General features: G+C 60.1%; 23 protein-coding genes and 1 tRNA gene. 13 read left to right on the forward strand and 11 right to left on the reverse strand.

Annotation, left to right across the window (positions count from 1 at the left end; all coding sequences use genetic code 11):
* Positions 1-251: 251 nt before the first annotated feature.
* Together HNO86_RS27035 and HNO86_RS27040 are read left to right on the forward strand one after the other, a co-directional pair.
* Positions 252-1877 carry an NADP-dependent glyceraldehyde-3-phosphate dehydrogenase gene (locus HNO86_RS27035; protein ID WP_175379984.1) on the forward strand — a complete coding sequence of 542 codons (1626 nt, stop codon included), beginning with the start codon at positions 252-254 and terminating at the stop codon, positions 1875-1877.
* A 43-nt stretch (positions 1878-1920) separates the two neighbouring features.
* The gene (locus HNO86_RS27040; RefSeq protein ID WP_175380003.1) at positions 1921-2964 is read left to right on the forward strand and encodes an FUSC family protein; all 1044 of its coding nucleotides are present in this window, start codon (positions 1921-1923) and stop codon (positions 2962-2964) included.
* On the opposite strand, the gene HNO86_RS27045 is transcribed toward HNO86_RS27040, so the two are convergent.
* Entirely contained in the window at positions 2961-3857 is an 897-nt protein-coding gene (locus HNO86_RS27045) for a DMT family transporter (RefSeq protein ID WP_175379985.1), read from the reverse strand. The genes HNO86_RS27040 and HNO86_RS27045 overlap by 4 nt on opposite strands.
* A 136-nt stretch (positions 3858-3993) precedes the next feature.
* Here HNO86_RS27045 and HNO86_RS27050 point away from each other — a divergent pair, with 136 nt between their 5' ends.
* On the forward strand, positions 3994-4431 hold the full coding sequence (locus tag HNO86_RS27050) for an Lrp/AsnC family transcriptional regulator (protein ID WP_175379986.1): 438 nt from the start codon (positions 3994-3996) through the stop codon (positions 4429-4431).
* Between the two features lie 66 nt (positions 4432-4497).
* On the opposite strand, the gene HNO86_RS27055 is transcribed toward HNO86_RS27050, so the two are convergent.
* Positions 4498-5169: a Bax inhibitor-1/YccA family protein gene (locus tag HNO86_RS27055; protein ID WP_110963322.1), complete on the reverse strand. Its 672-nt coding sequence runs from the start codon at positions 5167-5169 to the stop codon at positions 4498-4500.
* 123 nt (positions 5170-5292) lie between these two features.
* Here HNO86_RS27055 and HNO86_RS27060 point away from each other — a divergent pair.
* Positions 5293-5380: transfer RNA gene (locus tag HNO86_RS27060), tRNA-Ser, on the forward strand.
* Between the two features lie 70 nt (positions 5381-5450).
* Here the strand turns inward: HNO86_RS27060 and HNO86_RS27065 are convergent.
* Positions 5451-5891 carry a CBS domain-containing protein gene (locus HNO86_RS27065; RefSeq protein ID WP_175379987.1) on the reverse strand — a complete coding sequence of 147 codons (441 nt, stop codon included), beginning with the start codon at positions 5889-5891 and terminating at the stop codon, positions 5451-5453.
* A 559-nt stretch (positions 5892-6450) separates the two neighbouring features.
* Here HNO86_RS27065 and HNO86_RS27070 point away from each other — a divergent pair.
* Complete coding sequence (locus HNO86_RS27070; RefSeq protein ID WP_175379988.1) at positions 6451-7245, forward strand: DUF1206 domain-containing protein; 795 nt, start codon at positions 6451-6453, stop codon at positions 7243-7245.
* Between the two features lie 26 nt (positions 7246-7271).
* On the opposite strand, the gene HNO86_RS27075 is transcribed toward HNO86_RS27070, so the two are convergent.
* Positions 7272-8117 (reverse strand): diguanylate cyclase domain-containing protein, encoded by an 846-nt coding sequence (locus HNO86_RS27075; protein ID WP_372242565.1) that lies wholly within the window; start codon positions 8115-8117, stop codon positions 7272-7274.
* Positions 8118-8365: 248 nt separating this feature from the next.
* On the opposite strand from HNO86_RS27075, the gene HNO86_RS27080 reads away from it, so the two are divergent.
* The gene (locus HNO86_RS27080) at positions 8366-8587 is read left to right on the forward strand and encodes a hypothetical protein (RefSeq protein ID WP_175379989.1); all 222 of its coding nucleotides are present in this window, start codon (positions 8366-8368) and stop codon (positions 8585-8587) included.
* Positions 8588-8715: 128 nt separating this feature from the next.
* Here the strand turns inward: HNO86_RS27080 and HNO86_RS30370 are convergent, their stop codons facing one another.
* Positions 8716-8850, reverse strand: a complete 135-nt coding sequence (locus tag HNO86_RS30370) for a hypothetical protein (protein WP_256672783.1) — start codon at positions 8848-8850, stop codon at positions 8716-8718.
* Positions 8851-9429: 579 nt separating this feature from the next.
* Here HNO86_RS30370 and HNO86_RS27085 point away from each other — a divergent pair.
* Complete coding sequence (locus HNO86_RS27085; protein ID WP_175379990.1) at positions 9430-10140, forward strand: PIG-L family deacetylase; 711 nt, start codon at positions 9430-9432, stop codon at positions 10138-10140.
* 45 nt (positions 10141-10185) lie between these two features.
* Complete coding sequence (locus tag HNO86_RS27090; RefSeq protein ID WP_175379991.1) at positions 10186-10395, forward strand: hypothetical protein; 210 nt, start codon at positions 10186-10188, stop codon at positions 10393-10395.
* A gap of 34 nt (positions 10396-10429) precedes the next feature.
* Here the strand turns inward: HNO86_RS27090 and HNO86_RS27095 are convergent, their stop codons facing one another.
* Positions 10430-11308 carry a LysR family transcriptional regulator gene (locus HNO86_RS27095; protein WP_175379992.1) on the reverse strand — a complete coding sequence of 293 codons (879 nt, stop codon included), beginning with the start codon at positions 11306-11308 and terminating at the stop codon, positions 10430-10432.
* Positions 11309-11518: 210 nt separating this feature from the next.
* Here HNO86_RS27095 and HNO86_RS27100 point away from each other — a divergent pair, with 210 nt between their 5' ends.
* Positions 11519-12256, forward strand: a complete 738-nt coding sequence (locus HNO86_RS27100) for an AzlC family ABC transporter permease (protein WP_175379993.1) — start codon at positions 11519-11521, stop codon at positions 12254-12256.
* Positions 12253-12579, forward strand: coding sequence for an AzlD domain-containing protein (locus tag HNO86_RS27105; protein WP_175379994.1), 327 nt, complete (start codon positions 12253-12255; stop codon positions 12577-12579). The genes HNO86_RS27100 and HNO86_RS27105 overlap by 4 nt, the downstream gene beginning before the upstream one ends.
* Here HNO86_RS27105 and HNO86_RS27110 read toward each other — a convergent pair.
* From HNO86_RS27110 to HNO86_RS27125, 4 genes are all read right to left on the reverse strand, one after another.
* Positions 12576-13316 (reverse strand): sulfite exporter TauE/SafE family protein, encoded by a 741-nt coding sequence (locus tag HNO86_RS27110; RefSeq protein ID WP_175379995.1) that lies wholly within the window; start codon positions 13314-13316, stop codon positions 12576-12578. The two genes, HNO86_RS27105 and HNO86_RS27110, sit on opposite strands and share 4 nt — an antisense overlap.
* A 68-nt stretch (positions 13317-13384) precedes the next feature.
* Complete coding sequence (mdeB, locus tag HNO86_RS27115; protein WP_175379996.1) at positions 13385-16084, reverse strand: alpha-ketoglutarate dehydrogenase; 2700 nt, start codon at positions 16082-16084, stop codon at positions 13385-13387.
* A gap of 56 nt (positions 16085-16140) precedes the next feature.
* Positions 16141-16605: a transketolase gene (locus HNO86_RS27120; RefSeq protein WP_175379997.1), complete on the reverse strand. Its 465-nt coding sequence runs from the start codon at positions 16603-16605 to the stop codon at positions 16141-16143.
* A 157-nt stretch (positions 16606-16762) separates the two neighbouring features.
* Entirely contained in the window at positions 16763-17779 is a 1017-nt protein-coding gene (locus HNO86_RS27125) for a 1-aminocyclopropane-1-carboxylate deaminase (protein WP_175379998.1), read from the reverse strand.
* 164 nt (positions 17780-17943) lie between these two features.
* On the opposite strand from HNO86_RS27125, the gene HNO86_RS27130 reads away from it, so the two are divergent.
* Positions 17944-18453: an Lrp/AsnC family transcriptional regulator gene (locus tag HNO86_RS27130; protein WP_175379999.1), complete on the forward strand. Its 510-nt coding sequence runs from the start codon at positions 17944-17946 to the stop codon at positions 18451-18453.
* Positions 18454-18582: 129 nt separating this feature from the next.
* Here the strand turns inward: HNO86_RS27130 and HNO86_RS27135 are convergent, their stop codons facing one another.
* Positions 18583-18906: a hypothetical protein gene (locus HNO86_RS27135; RefSeq protein WP_175380000.1), complete on the reverse strand. Its 324-nt coding sequence runs from the start codon at positions 18904-18906 to the stop codon at positions 18583-18585.
* 662 nt (positions 18907-19568) lie between these two features.
* Between HNO86_RS27135 and HNO86_RS27140 the strand changes: the two genes are divergently transcribed.
* Positions 19569-19787: a PLDc N-terminal domain-containing protein gene (locus HNO86_RS27140; protein ID WP_175380001.1), complete on the forward strand. Its 219-nt coding sequence runs from the start codon at positions 19569-19571 to the stop codon at positions 19785-19787.
* A gap of 441 nt (positions 19788-20228) precedes the next feature.
* The coding region (locus HNO86_RS27145) for a toxin VasX (RefSeq protein WP_372242566.1) at positions 20229-20565 on the forward strand (337 nt) is incomplete at its 3' end.

The raw sequence follows: 20565 nt of genomic DNA on the forward strand, positions 1-20565 counted from the left end.
TCGCCGCTTGTGTGCGGCGAGGTCAAAGATTGCGGTCTACGCTTGAGGCACAAGATCCAGACCCTCAGCCTCTCTATTCTGCCGGTTAGCCATCAAAAACACGTACCCAAACTGCAGGAGCGAGCTTGCTCGCGATGGAGGCCCGGACGACGCGGGAAACCAGACAGCCCGCGTCATCGTTGACGACCATCGCGAGCAAGCTCGCTCCTGCAGGTGAGGTGTGTGGCAGACATTTCTTATGAGGTAGCGACATGAGCACAGCAGACTTCCTCGGCAACCTCTTCCCCGAGGCCGGCAGCATCCCGGAAAAATACCGCTTCGACGCGCAGATCGAGCAACGCGAATACCTGGTCGACGGCGTCCTGAAAACCTGGCCCGGCGCCCTCGCGACCGTACGCAGCCCGGTTTATTTGAGCAGCGCGGCGGGCGACGAACAGGTCATCCTCGGCAGCACACCGCTGCTGGACGCCGAGACCGCCCTCACCGCCCTCGACGCCGCCGTCCGCGCCTACGATCGTGGCCAGGGCCTGTGGCCGACCCTGCGCGTGGCCGAGCGCATCCAGCATGTCGAAACCTTCCTCAAACACATGCGCGAACAGCGCGAAGCCGTGGTGAAACTGCTGATGTGGGAAATCGGCAAGAACCTCAAGGATTCGGAAAAGGAATTCGACCGCACCTGCGATTACATCGTCGACACCATCAACGCCCTGAAAGAACTCGACCGCCGCTCCAGCCGCTTCGAACTGGAACAGGACACACTCGGCCAGATCCGTCGCGTGCCGATGGGCGTGGCGCTGTGCATGGGGCCCTACAACTATCCGTTGAACGAAACCTTCACCACGTTGATTCCAGCGTTGATCATGGGCAACACAGTGGTCTTCAAGCCGGCCAAGCTCGGCGTGCTGCTGATTCGCCCGCTGCTGGAGGCCTTTCGCGACAGCTTCCCGGCCGGGGTGATCAACGTGATCTACGGCAGCGGCCGCGAGACCGTCAGCGCCCTGATGGCCAGCGGCAAGATCGACATCTTTGCCTTCATCGGCACCAACAAGGCCGCCAGCGACCTGAAGAAACTGCACCCGCGCCCTCACCGCCTGCGGGCGGCATTGGGGCTGGATGCGAAGAACCCCGGCATCGTCCTGCCGGAAGTGGATCTGGACAACGCGGTCAGCGAAGCGCTCACCGGCTCCCTGTCGTTCAACGGCCAGCGTTGCACCGCGTTGAAAATCCTCTTCGTCCACGAAGACGTGGTCGACACCTTCATCGAGAAATTCAACGCCAAACTGGCCGCGCTCAAGCCCGGCATGCCTTGGGACAGTGGCGTGGCGCTGACGCCGCTGCCGGAAAAAGGCAAGGTCGATTATCTGCATGGACTGGTGGCCGATGCCGTCGAGAAAGGCGCGAAAGTGGTCAACCCCAACGGTGGCGCGGCCCGGGCGTCGTTCTTCTACCCGGCGGTGCTGTACCCGGTGACGCCGCAGATGCGGGTCTATCAGGAAGAACAATTCGGCCCGGTGGTGCCCATCGTGCCGTACCGCCACCTGGACACGGTGATCGATTACGTCCTCGAATCGGACTTCGGCCAGCAACTGAGCATCTTCGGCACCAACCCGGTGGCGGTCGGGCGCCTGGTCGACACCTTCGCCAATCAGGTCGGCCGGATCAACCTCAACGCCCAATGCCAGCGCGGCCCGGACACCTACCCGTTCAACGGCCGCAAGAATTCCGCCGAGGGCACCCTGTCGGTACATGACGCGCTGAGGGTGTTTTCGATCCGGACCCTGGTCGCCACCAAATTCCAGGAGACCAACAAGGACCTGATCAGCGAGATCATCAGTGGCCGCAGTTCGAGCTTTTTGACCACCGACTACATTTTCTGAGGAGGCGAATCTGAGCAGGTCCCTGGAGCATCGACTGCCACCACTGCTGCGCCGGCTGCTGCGTCCGCTGCTGGACCCGTACCGGCGTTATCGCCATGCCAAGGTCATCCACGCAGTCCGTGTGTCGCTGGGGTTGCTGGCATCGATCCTGCTGACCACCGGCATTCATCTGCCCCATGGCGAATGGGCTTCGGTGACGATGCTGGTGGTGATCGGCGGTTTGCAGCACCACGGCAACATCGGCAAGAAGGCCGCGGAACGGGCCATCGGCACCCTGGTCGGTGCGGCGATCGGTCTGTTGCTGGTGCTGCAACAGGCCTGGCTCGGCATGCCCTGGCTGACCTATTTCGTGATGGCGGTGATTTGCGGATTTTTCTCCTATCACGCCATCGGCAAGGGCGGATACACCGCACTGCTGGCGGGCATTACCGTCTTCATCGTCGCCGGTCATGGCGACAACCCGATCTCCGACGGTTTGTGGCGCGGGGTCGATATCCTGATCGGCATTGCGCTGGCCCTGGCATTTTCCTTCGCATTGCCGCTCTACGCCGTCTACTCCTGGCGCTACAACCTGGCCGACGCCCTGCGGGACTGCGCGAAAATCTACGGACGGATTATCGACGGCCAGCCCGTCACCGCCGACGAACACCTCAAACTCGTGGGCCGCCTGAACGCGGTGATGGTGCAACTGCGCTCGCTGATGCCATCGGTGTCCAAGGAAGTGAAGATTTCCATGACCGAACTCGACGCCATCCAGCGGCACTTGCGCATGTGTGTCAGTACGCTGGAGATTCTGGGCAATACGCGTCCGGATGGCGGGGATGCTGATGCGATGCTTCAGCTGCAATCCGAGTTCAAGGCCGAGCATCGGCTGATTCGGGTGCAACTGATTGGCATGGCCCGGGCGCTCAAGACCGGTGAATACCTGCGCCTCGAGCGGTCCGTGCCGGTGCCGTCGGACTCCCTTCAGGACACGCCAATCCATAGTTCTCTGGACGGTTACCGACTGTTGATTCGCCAGTTGGCGGCCAACATCGGCGAGATGCGCCAGCGCCTGGCCAGGACCGCGCCGCAGTGGAGCATCTAGGCGTTGGTTACCGCCTTGCGAAACTTCAGGCTCCAGCCCTGCTGCATCCCGGCAGCGGCCAGCAAGATGGCGACCACGCCGATCCATTGCAACGGTTCCAGACGGTGACCGAAGGCAAACCAGTCGACGAAGATCGCTGCGATCGGGTAGATGAACGACAGCGCGCCGGTCAATGCGGTCGGCAGTTTCTGGATGGCACCGTACAGCAGCACGTACATCACGCCGGTGTGCACGATCCCCAGGGTCACCAGACTGGCCCAGGCACTCGGCGCCTGTGGCAGCGCGGAAAAGTGCGCGAAGGGTGCGAGTAACAGCACGCCGGTGCTGACCTGAATCAGTGCGATCAGATGCGGCGGCGTACCGGTCAGGCGCTTGATGATCAGCGCGGCAATCGCGTAAAGGAACGCGGCGCCCAGCGCCAGCACGATGCCAATCAGGTATTCATTGCCACTCTCGCCCTGCCCGCCATGGGCGCTGACGATTGCCAGCATGCCGAGGAACGAAACGCCCAGCCAGGAGAGTTTCTGCACGGTGATTTTCTCGTTGAGAAACACTGCGGCCAGCCCCACCAGCATGAACGGCTGAACGTTGTAGACCGCCGTGCCGATGGCAATGGAAGCCCGGGAGTAGGAGGCGAACAGCAGCACCCAGTTGCCGACAATCGCCACGCCGCTGAGCACGGCCAGCAGGAAGGTGGTGCGGGTCAGGATCCCCGGACGCAGGAAGCCGAATGCCGCGCAAATCAGCAACAACGTGCCCGCGCCGAACAGGCAGCGCCAGAACACCACATCCAGAACCGGTTGCCCGGACACCAGCACAAACCAGCCGATGGTGCCGGAGATCAGCATGGCGGCGGTCATTTCCAACGAGCCACGGCGTATTGTCTTGTCCATCTTCAGACTCCTCTGTTGATGGGCAAAGTATGACAAGCCGTGCAGGCGCTTCTCCAGCGCAAAAATCAGGCTAAACTCGGCATCTGCCTTTTTTATCAAGGCGATTTTCGGAAACTGCCTAATCGAGGATTTCATCATGACCGACGATATCGACCAGGTGCTGATCAGCGCCTTGATGGAAGACTCGCGACGCTCGCTCAAGGCCCTGGCGCAGATCAGCGGATTGTCCTCGCCCAGCGTCGCCGAGCGTCTGCGCCGCCTGGAAGAACGCGGCGTGCTCAAGGGCTACACCGTTGAAATCGACCCGAAGTGCTTCGGCTACCAGCTTCAGGCCATCGTGCGGGTTCGTCCGCTGCCAGGCCAGCTGCATGAAGTGGAGCGGCAGATCATGTCCATTCCCGAGTTCACCGAGTGCGACAAGGTCACCGGCGAAGACTGCTTCATCGCGCGCCTGCACGTACGCTCGATGGAGCAGCTGGACACCCTGCTCGATCGCCTCAACACGCTCGCGGAAACCAACACGGCAATCGTCAAGAAAACCCCGGTCAAACGCCGCTTGCCCCCAATGGCGTGAGCCTTCGCTCGAATCGCAGCCAATAAAAAACCCGCCGAAGCGGGTTTTTCATTTCAAGGCCGATGATCAGTCATCGCGACCCATGATGCCGAACAGCTGCAGCAGGCTGACGAACAGGTTGTAGATCGATACATACAGGCTGATGGTCGCCATGATGTAGTTACGCTCGCCGCCATGGATGATGGCGCTGGTCTGGAACAGAATGCAGACCGAGGAGAACAGCACGAAACCTGCGCTGATCGCCAGTTGCAGACCGCTGATCTGGAAGAAGAAGCTGGCCAGCGTTGCACCCAGCAGGACGAAGAAACCCGCGGTGATGAAACCGCCGAGGAAGCTCATGTCCTTGCGGGTGATCAGCACATATGCCGACAGACCACCGAACACCAGTGCCGTCATCGCGAACGCCGAGCTGACGACTTCAGCGCCGCCCTGCATGCCCAGGTAACGGTTGAGGATCGGGCCGAGCAGGAAACCCATGAAACCGGTCAGGGCAAATGCCGACACCAGGCCCCAGGCCGAATCACGGAGTTTGTTGGTGAGGAAGAAAAGACCGTAGAAGCCGATCAGCACCACGAAGATGTTGGGGTAGCCAACACGCATCTGCTGGGCCACGTAGGCGGTGATACCGCTGAAAGCCAGCGTAAGGGCGAGCAAGCCGTATGTGTTGCGCAGGACGCGGCTAACCTCTAGCTGCTCAGCCTGCAAGCTGTTATTAACTGCGTAATCCTGTTCGCGCATGGCGACACTCCTGTTGGTTTGTAACGTTCAGACGCAAAGATCATAACAGACGCTCTGTAACAAGCTATGCAGAGAGTTTGACAGTGTGTTTCATTCAGGTATTATGGCGCCCGCAACAGAAACGGAGGTGTGGCCGAGTGGTTTAAGGCAACGGTCTTGAAAACCGTCGACTGTAACAGGTCCATGAGTTCGAATCCCATCGCCTCCGCCATATTTGATACGACAAAGCCCTGATTATTCAGGGCTTTGTCGTTTCTGGCATCCGCAACACACTCAGCCACTCAATGCCCGCGAATGTAGTGTTCCAACTGCCGGATCAGATCGGCCTGCTCAACGATCGCCTCCTTCACCAGATCACCGATCGACAGGAGACCAATGAGTTGATCACCTTCCACCACCGGTAAATGGCGTAGATGCCTGTCAGTCATGACCTCCATGCAACGCTCAATGCTCTGCTGACTCTCTGCCGTCACGACGGGCGCGCTCATGATGGTCCTGACCGGCGTGCCGACTGAGGATCGTCCCTGTAGTACCACCTTGCGCGCATAGTCGCGCTCACTGATCACGCCAACCACCTGCCCCTCCTCTATCACGGGCAATGCACCCACATTCTTTTCAGCCATCATCCTTAGCGCTTCATACACCATCTGATCTGGCGCGATGCTATGTACCTGCTGGTTTTGCGTGACCTTCAGTTTCAGCAATTGTGCGGCTGTTTTCATGGGCGGCTCCGATGCTAATGGCGGATAAAAACGCAAAAAAAAACGCCTGAAACCTTTAGGTTTCAGGCGCCTTTGCCTGTTGTTCGGTGGTGTTGCAGCCAGAGTCCTCCGCCTGAGATATCCATGCGATTCATGGCCTGTTCGGCCCGTCGATCAACGTTGACCGATGCGGTGTCCAGAGCAACATCTGGCTGGATCTGATGCGTGTCTTGCAGCCTTTGTGCCAGCGGACTTTTCATCCTGTGCGGGCATTCGAACTTCACGCACGCCAACTGCGGTCCAATTGAATTCAAGCGGAGGCAGACAAGTCGAGCAGATCGATGAGCTTTGAGCTGATGGAGGCATAAGCTCATCAGGATGCTTGCGAGTGGTGCACGTTGATAAGCGCAGAGCATTACAACAGTGCATGTCCGGATTACTCGATCGCTTGGCAATTCCCTGATCGAAGATCTTGTCGGGTCTGACGCTGCAAAAAAACCGAAATCGCCAGCCCGCTTCCAGCGAACCCCTCCCCGCCAAGCTGGTCTTCTGCTGTACCAGCTCTCGGGAACTCGACGTCATGTCCACTCAACAGAGCCTCATCGCACTCGCACGGGGCGGTTATGCCGCCCGTGGCGTTCTCTATCTGATCATCGGGATTTTCGCGCTGTTGGCGGCTCTCGATTCGACCAAACCCAAAGACAGTGAGAAGAGTCTTGAAGCGTTGCTGAGCCAACCCTTTGGCTATGTGCTGGTCGCGCTGGTGGTGATTGGTCTGTTCGCCTATGCGGTATGGCGAGTGTTTCAGGCCGTCCGCGACGTTGATCATCACGGTAAGCGATTCAAGGGATTGGTCATTCGTGCAGGTCTGTTGGCCGGTGGCCTTTTCAATGGAGGGCTGGCTTTTTTTGCCCTGGGATTGCTGATCAGCGGAATCAGACGTTCCGGTGATTCCCAAGGCGGGCAAACCCGGGATTTGCTCGCGCATGTGCTGTCCTGGGAGGAATCGAACCTGCTGGTATATCTCATCGCAATCGTGCCGCTTGGCGTAGGCATCGCTCACATCATCAAGGGCTGGAAGGCGTCGTTCGAGAAGTACTTTGAAGCGGATGAAGAGGTCATGCAGTACGTCCGCCCGGTGTCTCGGCTTGGCCTCATGGCCCGTGGCGTGGTTTTCATCGAAATCGGCCTGCTGCTGATACTCAGTGGCTCGAATTACCAGGCGCTGCATCCGCCAGGCATGAAGGACGCTCTCGACGCCCTGCAGAATCTGCCGGCTGGCGGGCTGGTCCTGATGTTGATGGCCCTGGGGCTGATCGCCTTTTCGGTTTACAGCTTCGCCGAGGCCGCCTGGCGAAAGATAAACGTGATGTAGCTCTGGCTGATCATCTCCCGGGTGACTCAGGCTTCTGGAACAGAGGTAATCGCAACGCCCTTGCGCCCCAACTGCTTGACCCCATACATGGCCTGATCCGCCGCCTTGAGCAACGTATCCAGACTCTGGCCATGAACCGGACACAATGAAACGCCGATGCTGCACGATACCGATAACTCTCCGGCGCTCGTCATCACTGGCTGCGAGAGGCTGCCGAAAACCCTCGCCGCCTTCGCCTGCGCACTTTCGAGGTCTTGCAGATCGGCAATCAGCATCACGAACTCATCGCCGCCGTACCGCGCCGCGGTGTCACCGGTGCGCGTGCTGTGCAGCATTCGATTGGCAACCGCCCGCAGCACCTGGTCGCCCACTTCATGGCCGTGCCGGTCGTTGATGTCCTTGAAGTGATCCAGGTCGATCACCAGCAGGGCGAACGGGATGCCTTTCACTTGCCAGTCGGAAAACGCCTGGTTGAACCGCTCGGCGAACAGGTAGCGATTCGGCAATTGCGTGAGGACATCGTGAGTCGCCAGATAGACCGAACGCTCATGCTCGACATCCGCCCTTTCTATCGCCCTGAAGTGCCGAATCAGGACCATCGGCATCAACACCAGTGCCCCGGCGAGCACCAGCAGAATCATCAGCATCTCTTCGGTCAGCACATCCCCGAGGCGCAGCTGACGTTCGAACATCAAGGTCATGGGCTGCGATGCACTGCGGATCTCGATCCTGTCGGTCAATTGCGGCAGGAGCAGACGATCGAGAAATCCCGCTTGTTGAACCTGCGTTGAAAAGATGTCGCTCTCCGATCCCGCAGCGTTCTTCAGTACGGCAGTGATATGAACCAACGGATCGATGTTGGCTTCATTCACGGCCTCCAGAAATACGTCTGTCGCCGCTGGGTCTCGGAATTCAACAACAGCAAAGCCGAAAACAGTACCAGCCCGATAGCCAGCGCAATAAAGCCCATCAGCGAGCTGCGCCGTTTAGTCCATTTCATTTTGCATCGTCCATTGCGCAGATCAGACATACTGCCCCGCTCATCCACAAAAATCATCTGCGATTTAGCCGTGGATAAACGTTTTTACCGGCGCAAAGCCAATGTCAGAGGATGCTATCGGTGAAAGTAACCATTGAAGACTGGATGGAGACGCTGCCATTCGTATTCCGTGTCCTTGGCCAACGCCGCATCCATCAACTGCCGGTGCTCATGGGGCACATCGCGTTCAGAGCTGTCATCGTAGTGCATCGACAGGAAACGATAGCGCGCGGTCTGGTCGCGCCTGTGTGGGCGATGGATATGGAGTCGGAGGGGGCGAGGCAGTTTCTGGGTGATGACTGAGCGCGTTCATTACTTCGCAGCGCACATGAAAAAGCCCTGGGGGATGCCAGGGCTCAATCTCTTGGAATGAAACTTCCAGTTCATTCCATTGTTCAATTCGCGCTCCCACCTTCGTGGACAGAACGGGCTTAATCGTCTTCTTCGTCCAGATAGGAATTCAGGTCCTCGTCCTCATACTCCTCGTCTTCGTCATATTGAGACGCGAACTCATGGTCAAGAAGATGTTCATGCTCCGGTTCAGGAGCCTCGTTCTCGTTACTCATGACATGACCTTCCAATACATTAATGACGCGAGGCTATATATCGATCGAGAACCGAAGAGTCAAAACATATCGATGAGCGCCCCTCTCTATGAAAACAGCTAGGGGAGTGCTCCAGCGTCACCCTCGTCCGACTTGTGCGCTGCGTCCCGACCCGCCCGACAGCTTCTGCAAAACACCGGCGCCGGCGTCCAGCTGCAGTGATAGCGGAATGGCAAGTGACAAGCCTCACACGTCGCCTCCGGCCATTCCTTATCCCTGCGGTCCTTTGCGAGCGAGGCTTTCAACTTGCGCATCGAATCGTGACTGTTCGGGCTCATCGGGTGCTCCATTGTTTTCCCTTTCCCAATGGGTTTGATACTTCAGTGTGGCAGAGGTTCATGCACAATGGCGCGACTGACCGTAAAGAAAATCCAGCCTCCCAAACTGCAAATAATAAGTACTCCTAAACACAATATTTCTTTTTCAAGTCAACTCCCTTTCAACGCCGCCCTGCGCGCCCGATCGCTATAACCAAGAAGAGGCACGGTTTGCGTGAATGGCTGAAGTGACAAGCGCTTTGCTGTCAGGACGTGAAATCAAATGTTTTTGCCGATCCCCAAGAAAATCACCGTCGTCTCCCCCCATCTCGATGATGCGGTCTTCAGTTGCGGTTGTCTTTTGGCCGAAAGTCCCGACGCGCTGGTCATCACCGTCTTCGCGGGCGTGCCGGATCCCGAAGTCGCGACCACGGCCTGGGATGCGGCAACGGGTTTCAATAGCGCGAATCAGGCGGTGCTTGCCCGGCGTGATGAAGATACGGAAGCGATGCGCAGGCTTGGGACGATAGGGATTCGGCTGAGTTTCTGGGACGGCCAGTACGGTCGGACCTATCAAACGAGCGACCTGGTACCGGCGCTGGAAGCGATCCTCGAGCAACGGGGCGGCACCGTGGTCTTGCCCATGGGGCTTTTGCACCCCGACCATCTGCTGACCAGCAACGCCTGTCTGGCGGTACGCGAAGCGTTTCTGCGTTCGCAAGAATACGCCGAGGATGACGCCATCGATCATCCCAACAAATGGCTGGTCTACGAGGAGGCGGTCTATCGGCAGGTGCCCGGCCTGGTGCTTACCCGGCTCGCCGCCTGCAAGCAGGCCGGGCTGAGGATGCGGCCGGTCGAGTTCGCCACCTCGAGCCTTAAAAAGAAAGCCCACGCCGTCGGCGCGTATCGCAGTCAACTGGCGCAATTCGGAGCCGCCAAGCGGGCGGATATGTTTGCTCTTGAACGTTATTGGCAGCTGGATCTCGAATAGTGTCGCATTGGTGAGCTACGCTGACCCGAAACCTGAGGATTCGTGATGCCAAATTCCGACCTGCTCCCTTCCCTGCTGTACAAGATCAACGAGAACCAGCTCGCTCTCGAAGCGGCCATCATGGAGCTCACGAACTGGGCCGAGCAGCACGGCGCCAAGGACATTGCCGACAACGTGCATGCCGCCCTGGACGTCATCGACAAAAATGAAGAGTTCATCAAGCTGACGCTGGCGGTGTTCATGGCGCCGGACTGAAACAGCGCTTCCAGCCTCATCCGTGCGCTGGCGGCTACGCCAGCTGCATCAACGCCTCTTCCACCGCAGCCACCATGCGGTTGCCCTTGGCTCCCGGCAGTTTCCACGCCGCGATGACCATCCCCAGTGGCACTGACTGATCGACCGGCGCCACCAGTTCACCGCTGTCCAGATAGCGCTGTATGAGGCTGCGCCGGCCGATCAGCACACCCGACGCCAGCAAGGCTTGTTGCACGGCGATGGAGTACAGCGAAAAACCCGGCCCGCGCGCCACGAACTTCTGGCCGGGCATGACCGAACGGGTCCAGACGTCCCAGTCGCTCCATCCCACATCGGCGATGCAGCGTACATCGGCAAGGTCCTCTGGTTGACTGATCCGGGCCGCCAGCGCAGGCACGCAGACCGGCAGAACCTCCTCGACCGCGAGCATGCGTTGCCCGCGCTCAAGCTGCTCGGTGTAGAACAGGCAGAGATCGAAAGGGCTGCGTTTGAGGTTGGGCGCTTCATCGACGGCGGTGACGGAAATTTCGATGGGCGCCAGCATTTCGGTCAGGCGTGGCAGGCGCGGGCCGATCCACAGTTCGGCCAGCGCAGGCGAAGTGACGATATGCACCCGCTGTGGAGCGGAGAGTCGGCGCAGGGTTCGGGCGGCTTCCTCTACGGCGTCGAATGCTTCGATGAACTGGTCCTTCATGCTTTCGCCAAGGGCCGTCAGCCGCACGCCCTTGGCATGGCGTTCGAACAGGGCCGCGCCGTATTCGTTTTCCAGCGCCTTGACCTGGGCGGCGATAGCGCCGGGTGTCACCTTCAGCTCATGGGCCGCCCGGGCGAAGCCGCCGAGACGGGCCGAGGCCTCGAAGGCGCGCAGGGCGTTGAGTTGCAGGGTGTGGCGGATGGGAGAGTCGAGAAACATGGAGTGCGCCTGATGCCTGTAAGTTAAGCCGAACAGATTCTCGCCACAATTTACTCATCGCCCGTTCAATCTCTTGACTGGCCGTGAGCCTCATTTTTTCTAGGCCTAATATTTCAGAAATCTACCGTTGTTCCCAGTTGGCGCGCGCATTATTTTGATCATGAAACATCTGTTTACGCTAAACCGCCCGCTCAAGCTCAAGGAACTCAAATGAATTATCGAAGTGGGACACAGGCGTTCGTGCACGGTGCTCACAGCGCTTCCCCTTTGACCACCGGGGTCATTCCTTTTGGCTTGATCGCTGGCGTCACCGCTGCCGGGATGGGCATGTCGGCCACCAAGGCCATGGGCATGACGCTGCTGTTCTATTCAGGATCGGCGCAGATCGCCGTCTTGCAGATGCTGCAGAACGGCGCCCTGCCGGTGACCATCGTGCTCACCGCGCTGGTGATCAATCTTCGCTTTCTGATGTACAGCGCATCGCTCGCGCCGCACCTGCACGATCTGCCCCGGCGCAAAACCTGGCCGCTGTCCTATCTGCTCGCCGATCAGGTGTTCGCGCTGTTCAGCCTGAGAACGGCCGCGGGCGGACTCGGCCGTTTCGCGTTTCCCTACTACATGGGCGCCGCGATCACGATGTGGCTGGCTTGGAACCTGGCGGTGCTGGCGGGCGTGTTTCTGGGCGCGCGCATACCCGAGTCCTGGTCATTGGGCTTCGCGATTCCTCTGTCATTCCTGGCGCTGCTGATCCCCAGCATCCGCAATGCCGCGACCTTGAGCGCCGCCATTGCGGGAGGTTCGCTGGCGATACTCGGCGTCGACCTGCCCTACAACCTGGGCATGCTCACGGCTTCGCTCGGCGGTGTTATCGCCGGACTTGTCGTCGAGCATCTGCGAAAGGATTTGAACACCGCACAAGCCACCGACGCCGAACAGGAGGCCTCATGAGCGAGTTGTCCCAGTGGGGCCTGTTTCTGTTGATCGGCGCCGGTACTTTTGCCATTCGCCTGTCCTTCATCCAGTTCTACGGCAGTTTGCGCATCCCGCCGCTGCTCAGCCGCGCCCTGCTCTACGTCCCGGCGAGCGTGCTGGCCGCGCTGGTGTTGCCGGCGGTGGTCTACCCCGATCGCCACGGGACGTTCGACTGGAGCAATCCGCAGATTCCTGCGGCGATACTCGCAGCCCTCGTCGCCTGGCGAACCCGCAGTACCTTGCTCACGCTGTTGGTCGGGATGGGCACGTTGTGGGCGCTGAAATACTGGGGGCTTTAGAGGTTATGCAGCACCAGCTGCACCCCAGTGACGAGCAGCCCGAACCAGGCGATGCGATAGAACCATTTCTGGTTGACCCGCCCCTGCAGCCAGATCCCCAGCCAGACCCCGGGAATCACGATCGGAGCCAGCGCCAGACTGGCGCCGAGGTTGGTCGTCGTAAACTGTCCCAGCAGCGCATAGGGCACCAGTTTGATCGCATTGGTCAGCAGGAAGAACACGTTGGTGGTGGCGATGTAGCGCACCTTGTCCATCTGTTGCGGCAGCAGGTACATCATCAGCGGCGGCCCGCCCGCGTGTGCGACGAAACTGGTGAAACCCGCCAGGGCGGAATAGAAGGTGCCCTTGCCGGCATGGGGTTGCGCCGGCGCCAGGGTGTGCCGAGCGGTCCAGACGTTCAGGCAGAAAAACGCAATCGCGATGCCCCCCATCAACAGCGCGATCAGCCGCTCACTCAAGGCACCGAACGACAGCGCGCCAATCAGCACGCCGACCAGGGCGCCCGGAATCATGATCTTCAGGTTGCCCTTGTCCCACTTGCCCCGAAAGCGCCGCAGCCCGGTGATATCGGCCAGGCACAGGATCGGCAGCATGATCGCCGCCGCCTGGGTGGGCGGCATGTTCAGCGCCAGCAACGGCACGGCAATGCCGCCCAACGCACCACCGAAACCGCCCTTCGAAATCCCCGTCAGCAAGACCGCCGGTATCCCCAACAAAAATAACTCGACCAGCGACATGCCTTGCTCCGTCTCGACCGTTGAAAACTTCGGCCACCTTACGGCCAGGCGTCGGGTTTAGGAAGATCCTAGCTCTCCCATGGCGCAACACAGTCGATATCGATGACGTACTTCGCAATCGCCTCGCCGCAAACGCTCGCCGCAAGCTTGCCTTCGTGAACCAGCGCCGTCAGCGCACTCAACACGATCTGATAACGGTCCACTTCAAAGAACCTGCGCAGCCTGTCACGGGTATCGCTGCGGCCGAAGCCGTCGGTGCCCAGCACCGTGTAGCGGCCATCGAGGTAACTGCCGATCAGCTGGGGCAAGGCGCGCACGTAATCGGAGCAGGCAATGATCGGTGCAGATCCCTCGAGCGAAGCCTGAAGGTGACTGCGGCGGGCCGGTTGTTGCGGATGCAGGCGGTTCCAGCGCTCGACCTCCCGGGCATCCCGGGCCAGCTCGCTGAAGCTGGTGACGCTCCAGACCTGGCTGTCGACGTTCCAGTCGCTGGCCAGCAACTGCGATGCGGCAATCACTTCGCGCAGGATCGCCCCCGACCCCAGCAGCTGGACACTGCCGCGCGCATCGGCGACCTCATGCCGAGCGAAGCGGTACATGCCCTTGATGATCGCCTGCTCCGCACCCTCGGGCAGGTTGGGTTGCGGGTAGTTTTCGTTCATCAGGGTGACGTAGTAGAACTCGTCCACCTGACGCTCCAGCATCTGGCGCATGCCGTGGTCGAGGATGACCGCGAATTCGCAGGCGAAGGCCGGATCGTAAGCGCGGCAGTTGGGGACCATCGCGGCCATCAGGTGGCTGCTGCCGTCCTGGTGTTGCAGGCCCTCGCCGCCCAGGGTCGTGCGCCCGGCGGTGGCGCCCAGGAGGAAGCCGCGGGCCCGTTGATCCGCCGCGGCCCAGATCAGGTCGCCGATACGCTGGAAGCCGAACATCGAGTAGTAGATGTAGAACGGCAACATGGGCAGGCCGTGCACCGAATAGCTGGTCGCGGCCGCCACCCAGGAACTGATCGCCCCGGCCTCGCTGATGCCTTCTTCCAGAATCTGCCCGTTGAGGGCTTCGCGGTAACTGAGGATCGAACCGATGTCTTCCGGCTCGTAGCGCTGGCCGACGCTGGAGTAGATGCCGATCTGCTTGAACAGGCTGGCCATGCCGAATGTGCGAGCCTCATCGGCCACGATCGGTACGATGCGCGGCCCCAGTTGCCGGTCCCGCAGCAACCCGCCGAGCATGCGCACGAAGGCCATGGTGGTGGACATTTCCTTGCCGTCGGCGGCGATCGCAAAGCCGGCATAGCTGTCGACCTCGGGGATGGCCAATGGCGGGCAAGCCGAGGGTCGCGCCGGCAGATAACCACCCAGGGCCCGGCGGCGTTCGTGCAGGTAGCGCATTTCACGGCTGTTTTCGTCGGGTTTGAAGAAGCTCAACTCGGCGGCCTGTTCATCGGTCAATGGCAGGTTGAAACGGTTGCGGAATGCGATCAGCGCCTCCCGGTCGAGCTTCTTCTGCTGGTGCACGGTCATCCGCCCCTGCCCCGCCTCGCCCATGCCAAAGCCTTTCTTGGTCTGCGCCAGAATCACCGTGGGCTTTCGACCTTCGCGCTGGGCGGCATGATAGGCGGCGAATATTTTCACCAGGTCATGGCCACCGCGCTTGAGACGGTCGATCTGCTCGTCGCTCAGGCCCTGGGCCAGTTTTGCCAAGGCCTCGTTCTGGCCGAAGAAGTACTCGCGGTTGAACTGACCGTCCTTTGCCGCGAACGTCTGGAACTGGCCATCGACGGTGGCGGACAACGCCTTGACCAGCGCCCCATCGGTGTCCCGCGCAAACAGGCCGTCCCAGTCGGAACCCCAGACCAGCTTGATCACGTTCCAGCCGGCGCCGCCGAACAGCGCTTCCAGTTCGTCGATGATCCGACCGTTGCCACGCACAGGCCCATCCAGCCGTTGCAGGTTGCAGTTGACCACCCACACCAGGTTGTCCAGCCCTTCGCGCGCCGCCAGGGTCAGCGCCGACATGCTTTCCGGTTCGTCCATTTCCCCGTCGCCGAACACGCCCCAGACGGTGCGGCCGCTGGTGTCCAGCAAACCGCGATGCTGCAGATAACGCATGAAGCGCGCCTGGTAGATCGAGCTGATCGGGCCGATGCCCATGGAGCCGGTGGGAAATTGCCAGAAGTCGGGCATCAGCCACGGATGCGGGTAACTCGACAGGCCCCGGGCGCCGTTGGCCCGGGCACCGATTTCCTGCCGATAGTGGTGCAGGTCCCGCTCCTCGAGCCGTCCTTCGAGGAAAGCGCGGGCGTAGACACCCGGCGCCGAGTGCGGCTGGTAGAACACCAGATCGCCACCGCTGCTCTGGGTTCGGGCCTTGAAAAAATGGTTGAAACCCACTTCGAACAGATCGGCGGCGCTGGCATAACTGGCGATGTGTCCGCCCAGTTCGCCGTAGGCCTGATTGGCCCGGGCCACCATCGCCAGGGCGTTCCAGCGCATGATCGACGCCAGGCGCTCCTCGATGGCCAGGTCCCCGGGAAACACCGGCTGGCGGTCGACGCTGATGGTGTTGATGTAGGGAGAGCCGAGGCTGGGGCGCCACCCGATGTCCGCTTCGCTGGCCACCGCCAGCAAGGTATCGAGGATCCTTTTCGCCTGCTCCGTGCCGCCATAGGCGATGACCGAGAGCAAGGCGTCGCGCCACTCGGCGATTTCCTGAAGGTCTTCCGCTGCCTGGCCCGGTGATTGGGCGTGTTGATCGGACGGGTTCATGGGCGACTCCTGCAAAATCGGCATTACATCAATGTGGTCGCTCTGCGCGACTTTCGCTAGAGACCACAGCGTTCTTGCAACACGCTTTTGGCCAGCGTCCGGGTGAGCGCGAGAATCTCCTCCACCTGCTGATCCATCGCGGCATGGGACGACGCCTCCTTGCCGAGCCTGACCAGCCGCAACGGATGACCGCGCACCGAACCGAGCCAGGTGAGGCTGGGGACCGGGCCGACTTCGACATCCAGCAAAAAGCAGCCCTTGGCGACGCAGCTCAGCAACTGGCTGGCCTGACAGGTGGCGGCGAGCGTCGGCTCGTCCGGGTTGGAGCCGGCCTGCAACCAGTCCTGCATGAAAGCCCCGGATTGCTGGACGACCAGATGGGCCACCTGGTCCCAGTCGTCGATGGCCCTGTGCAGTTGGTGGTTCATGTATGGCGGCAGCGTGGCGCTGGACACGATCACCACGGCGGCATCGGCCGAGGGTGGTTTGAGCCAGGTGGCGGATGGCGGTGTTCCTTGCATGGTGGTGACTCCTGTCACACAAAGCCTCAGATAACACAGGATCAAATGTGGGAGCGGGCTTGCTCGCGAAGGCGTCGTGTCAGTCGACACTTGCGCTGCCCGACACACCGCTTTCGCGAGCAAGCCCGCTCCCACAGGGGACTGCATGTGCAGTTACTCAACCGTTACGAAACAGAAAGCTGTACGCATTCAACGCCGGCACCCCACCCAGGTGCGCATACAGCACTCTCGATCCCTCCGGAAACTCCCCGCGACGCACCATCTCGATCATCCCGTTCATCGATTTGCCCTCGTACACCGGATCGGTCAACACCCCTTCCAGCCGCCCGCACAGACGAATCGCTTCCAGCGTGCCTTCGTTGGGCAGCCCGTATTCCGGATGCGCAAAGCGCGTATCGAGCACCACATCCTCTTCGGTGATCTCACGGCCCAGGTCCACCAGTTCCGCCGTATGCCGGGCGATGCGCAGGATCTGTGCACGGGTCTTGTCCGGCTTGGCCGACGCATCAATCCCGATCACCTTTTTCGAACGACCGTCGGCGGCAAACCCCACGATCATCCCGGCCTGGGTGCTGCCGGTCACCGAGCAGACCACGATGTAATCGAACTTGAAGCCAAGCTCCTGTTCCTGCTGCCGCACTTCCTCGGCAAAACCGACAAACCCCAGGCCACCGTAAGGATGCTCGGAACAACCGGCCGGAATCGGAAACGGCTTGCCGCCCCGCTCCCGCACATCGCTCATGGCCTTCTCCCAGCTGGGACGAATGCCGATGTCGAAGCCTGCTGCATCGAGGCGTACGTCTGCGCCCATGATCCGCGACATCTCGATGTTGCCGACCCGGTCATACACCGCGTCGGAATAATTCACCCAATTCTCCTGCACCAGCACGCACTGCATGCCCAGGTGCGCCGCGACCGCCGCCACCTGACGGGTCTGGTTGGACTGGATGCCGCCGATGGACACCAGGGTGTCGCAGCCCTGCTCGATCGCCTCGGGAATCAGGTACTCGAGCTTGCGCGTCTTGTTCCCACCGAAGGCCAGGCCACTGTTGCAATCTTCACGTTTGGCATACAGCTCGACCTTGCCGCCCAGGTGCTCGCTGAGGCGCTTCAAGGGAGTGATGGGCGATGGGCCGAAGGTCAACGGATAACGTTTAAAACGATTCAGGTTCATGGCGCTAATCCTTAATGGGGTGGGATATCCAAGCACTCTGGCGGGCTTCGATATTTCAATATTAAGAAAAAACCTGAAAATCCGTGTTGCAAATTTTGTCGATTTATAGTTGCTTTATTCCTTACAGAAACATCTCAAAGAAACTTTATTGCGTACAGGTCGACATGAACGCAACAAATAATCACAAACGATCCGCCACCCAGGCTGCAGAGCCGATGCCACTTGATCGCACCGACCGCGCCATCCTCAAGGCCCTGCAACGCGACGCTTCCATCTCCAATGTGGCCCTGGCCGAGAAAGTGAAACTGAGCCCGCCGGCATGCCTGCGACGTGTCGAACGGCTCAAGCAGGCCGGGCTGATCAAGGGCATCGTCGCCCTGCTCAACCCCGATGCGCTGGACGCCGGCATGGTGGTGTTGATCGGCGTGGTGCTGGACCGCTCCACCCCGGAATCCTTCGCCGCCTTCGAAGCCGCGGCGCAAAAGGTCTCGGGCTGCATGGAGTGCCATGTGGTCACGGGGGAATTCGACTACTTCATGCTGCTGCGCACCAAGGACAGCCAGAGCTTCAACCGGCTGCATGCCGAACAACTGCTGTACCTGCCGGGCGTGCGGCAGATTCGCTCGTTCATGGGGTTGCGGCAGGTGTTGTCGACGCCGCAGATTCCACTCTGAATTGATTCGATCGTATTTCCCCGCCGTTGTGTGGGAGCGGGCTTGCTCGCGAATGCGCAGTGTCAAACGACATCATCGTCGACTGACACACCGCCTTCGCGAGCAAGCCCGCTCCCACAAGGGGATGTGTTACTGGGAAGGCCGCGCGCGCAATCGCCGGCCAATCACATCCAGCACATCACAACCATCACGTAACGGGATGGCGCATAGCAAGGCGAAGTCGCTGAGGATGAAGGATTCACACTCGATCGAACCGCGCATGGACAGGTTTTCCAGGACCTCGACGACTGCGCGGATCCGGTAGTTGGCAGCGTCCATCAGAATGTCGAGCGGGACATGGGTGTCGATGAAGAAAGTGGGCATGTCGCTGCAATTGCCGGTCATGGCCATGTAGCGGTTGCCGGGGGGAGGCAATGGTTTTTCGTAGGGTGGATCTGGATGAAGTGTTTTCATTTTCAAAATTCCCAAAGGAGAAACGGAGCTGCCGTTAGCCTTCCTACGGGCTAGGGTGGCAGCCATGCACGGGGTAGGAATATCGAGACCTTTGGGAAAACTCGACCACGCCGAAGCGTGCCCGTGCACAGCCGCCGCAGGTGATCTTACGGACGCCGGTAAACGGCCGCAAACCAGGCTTCGACGCCAAATGCATCCCATCGGTCTAGAAGGGTTCCTACACCCTGTCTCTGGATGACCAGCGACCACCAAAGCCTACCCACCCAACACCTTCCAAACCACTTCACGCAAATCGCCACAATTCGAAGGAAATCTCCGAAGACCTTGCCCAGAAATGTCCTAGGACCAGCGGCATTCGCCTTCCCAAAACAACATCAATCCCCTCCAAGCCGCAGCCACCGGGCATTCCCACGTCCTAGGAAATACAGATATTTCCTACACTCGATAACGCCCCCCGCCTGTAGGAGCGAGGCTCGCCCGCGAAGACGGAGTATCAGCCGCCATCAATGCCGGATCTGCTGGCCTCTTCGCGGGCAAGCCTCGCTCCTACAGGCGGGGGTGGCGGAGAATCTGCGGACAACCGAAAGCCCATGCGAAGCCGAAATTTAATGAACCCTGCTGATCCGGTCGTACCTAAACCAGGGACTATCAGGAGGTAACTCATGCAATTTGAACCGACGTGGATCGTGCTGGCGGCAGTGCTCTTGGTTGCGGAATTGTGGGCGATCAACCGGGTGCGCAAGAGTGAGGGGAAATCGAGCACCAAGGGGGTGTGGATGGTGGTGATCGTGTTCGTGCCCCTGTTTGGGCTGTTGCTCTGGCTGCTGGCGGGGCCCAAGCATATTTCGCATAACCCGAATTCACCGCAAACCCGACAATAAACACCACCCCTGTGTGCGAGCCTGCTCGCGATGGAGGCCCGGCCACCGCGGGGCATCAGACAGCCAGCGTTATCGTTGACGTCCATCGCGAGCAAGCTCGCTCCTACACGTCCTTTCTGCGCAATCCCGACATGATGCCCTCGGGCCATGATGCGCAAGAAGTTGCACACTAAAAGTGTGGATAACCCTGTGTGAACATTGCTGCAGAGCGCGTCGTCCGGCGTGTACAGACGAGTGCGCAAGAAGTTGCCAGGCACTGCGCAACTTCTTGCGCACTTTTCAGGGTTTTTTCGCCTTTTCGGCGTCCATAGTCTCCACGTAATCGCCTCATCCTCCTGAATTCATTGACCTTCGTTATCTCTGGCACGTTCCTTGACTACGTGTTCATCCCCCGCATGGCGGTTTTGCCCTGCAGAACACCGAAAACCACAAGGACATGTGATGAGCTACGCAACAGAATCCCAGTTGAGACAGGCCAGGCGTAATCAGCGATTTCAGAACGTGCCCGTAGGCTCCGGCCAGTGCGGGTTGATGCAAAGGGAGGTCGCGGTTTTCCCCGTTCGCTATGCCGTGGACGAGTCGCCGCAAAAAGGCAGTTCTCAAGGCCCGAATCCGCTTCCGAAAAAATGGTCAGCCCCCACCCTGCCGCCGTTGAAGACCCGCAGCTACACCCTGCGCCAGCTGCGGGACGGCTGGCTGTACGTGTGGAGCAGCGCCGACGACACCTTCCATGAGTATCAGGTGGAACGCGAGATGCTCATTCGCCACGAATGGACCG

Origin of the sequence: Pseudomonas sp. C1C7 (genome assembly GCF_013359595.1) — a bacterium.
Lineage (GTDB): Bacteria > Pseudomonadota > Gammaproteobacteria > Pseudomonadales > Pseudomonadaceae > Aquipseudomonas.

Coding starts and splice junctions, on each gene's coding strand:
- HNO86_RS27035 (WP_175379984.1), top strand. CDS start 252: ATGAGCACAGCAGACTTCCTCGGCAACCTCTTCCCCGAGGCCGGCAGC.
- HNO86_RS27045 (WP_175379985.1), bottom strand. CDS start 3,857: ATGGACAAGACAATACGCCGTGGCTCGTTGGAAATGACCGCCGCCATG.
- HNO86_RS27050 (WP_175379986.1), top strand. CDS start 3,994: ATGACCGACGATATCGACCAGGTGCTGATCAGCGCCTTGATGGAAGAC.
- HNO86_RS27055 (WP_110963322.1), bottom strand. CDS start 5,169: ATGCGCGAACAGGATTACGCAGTTAATAACAGCTTGCAGGCTGAGCAG.
- HNO86_RS27065 (WP_175379987.1), bottom strand. CDS start 5,891: ATGAAAACAGCCGCACAATTGCTGAAACTGAAGGTCACGCAAAACCAG.
- HNO86_RS27070 (WP_175379988.1), top strand. CDS start 6,451: ATGTCCACTCAACAGAGCCTCATCGCACTCGCACGGGGCGGTTATGCC.
- HNO86_RS30370 (WP_256672783.1), bottom strand. CDS start 8,850: ATGAGTAACGAGAACGAGGCTCCTGAACCGGAGCATGAACATCTTCTT.
- HNO86_RS27085 (WP_175379990.1), top strand. CDS start 9,430: ATGTTTTTGCCGATCCCCAAGAAAATCACCGTCGTCTCCCCCCATCTC.
- HNO86_RS27090 (WP_175379991.1), top strand. CDS start 10,186: ATGCCAAATTCCGACCTGCTCCCTTCCCTGCTGTACAAGATCAACGAG.
- HNO86_RS27095 (WP_175379992.1), bottom strand. CDS start 11,308: ATGTTTCTCGACTCTCCCATCCGCCACACCCTGCAACTCAACGCCCTG.
- HNO86_RS27100 (WP_175379993.1), top strand. CDS start 11,519: ATGAATTATCGAAGTGGGACACAGGCGTTCGTGCACGGTGCTCACAGC.
- HNO86_RS27105 (WP_175379994.1), top strand. CDS start 12,253: ATGAGCGAGTTGTCCCAGTGGGGCCTGTTTCTGTTGATCGGCGCCGGT.
- HNO86_RS27110 (WP_175379995.1), bottom strand. CDS start 13,316: ATGTCGCTGGTCGAGTTATTTTTGTTGGGGATACCGGCGGTCTTGCTG.
- mdeB (WP_175379996.1), bottom strand. CDS start 16,084: ATGAACCCGTCCGATCAACACGCCCAATCACCGGGCCAGGCAGCGGAA.
- HNO86_RS27120 (WP_175379997.1), bottom strand. CDS start 16,605: ATGCAAGGAACACCGCCATCCGCCACCTGGCTCAAACCACCCTCGGCC.
- HNO86_RS27125 (WP_175379998.1), bottom strand. CDS start 17,779: ATGAACCTGAATCGTTTTAAACGTTATCCGTTGACCTTCGGCCCATCG.
- HNO86_RS27130 (WP_175379999.1), top strand. CDS start 17,944: ATGAACGCAACAAATAATCACAAACGATCCGCCACCCAGGCTGCAGAG.
- HNO86_RS27135 (WP_175380000.1), bottom strand. CDS start 18,906: ATGAAAACACTTCATCCAGATCCACCCTACGAAAAACCATTGCCTCCC.
- HNO86_RS27140 (WP_175380001.1), top strand. CDS start 19,569: ATGCAATTTGAACCGACGTGGATCGTGCTGGCGGCAGTGCTCTTGGTT.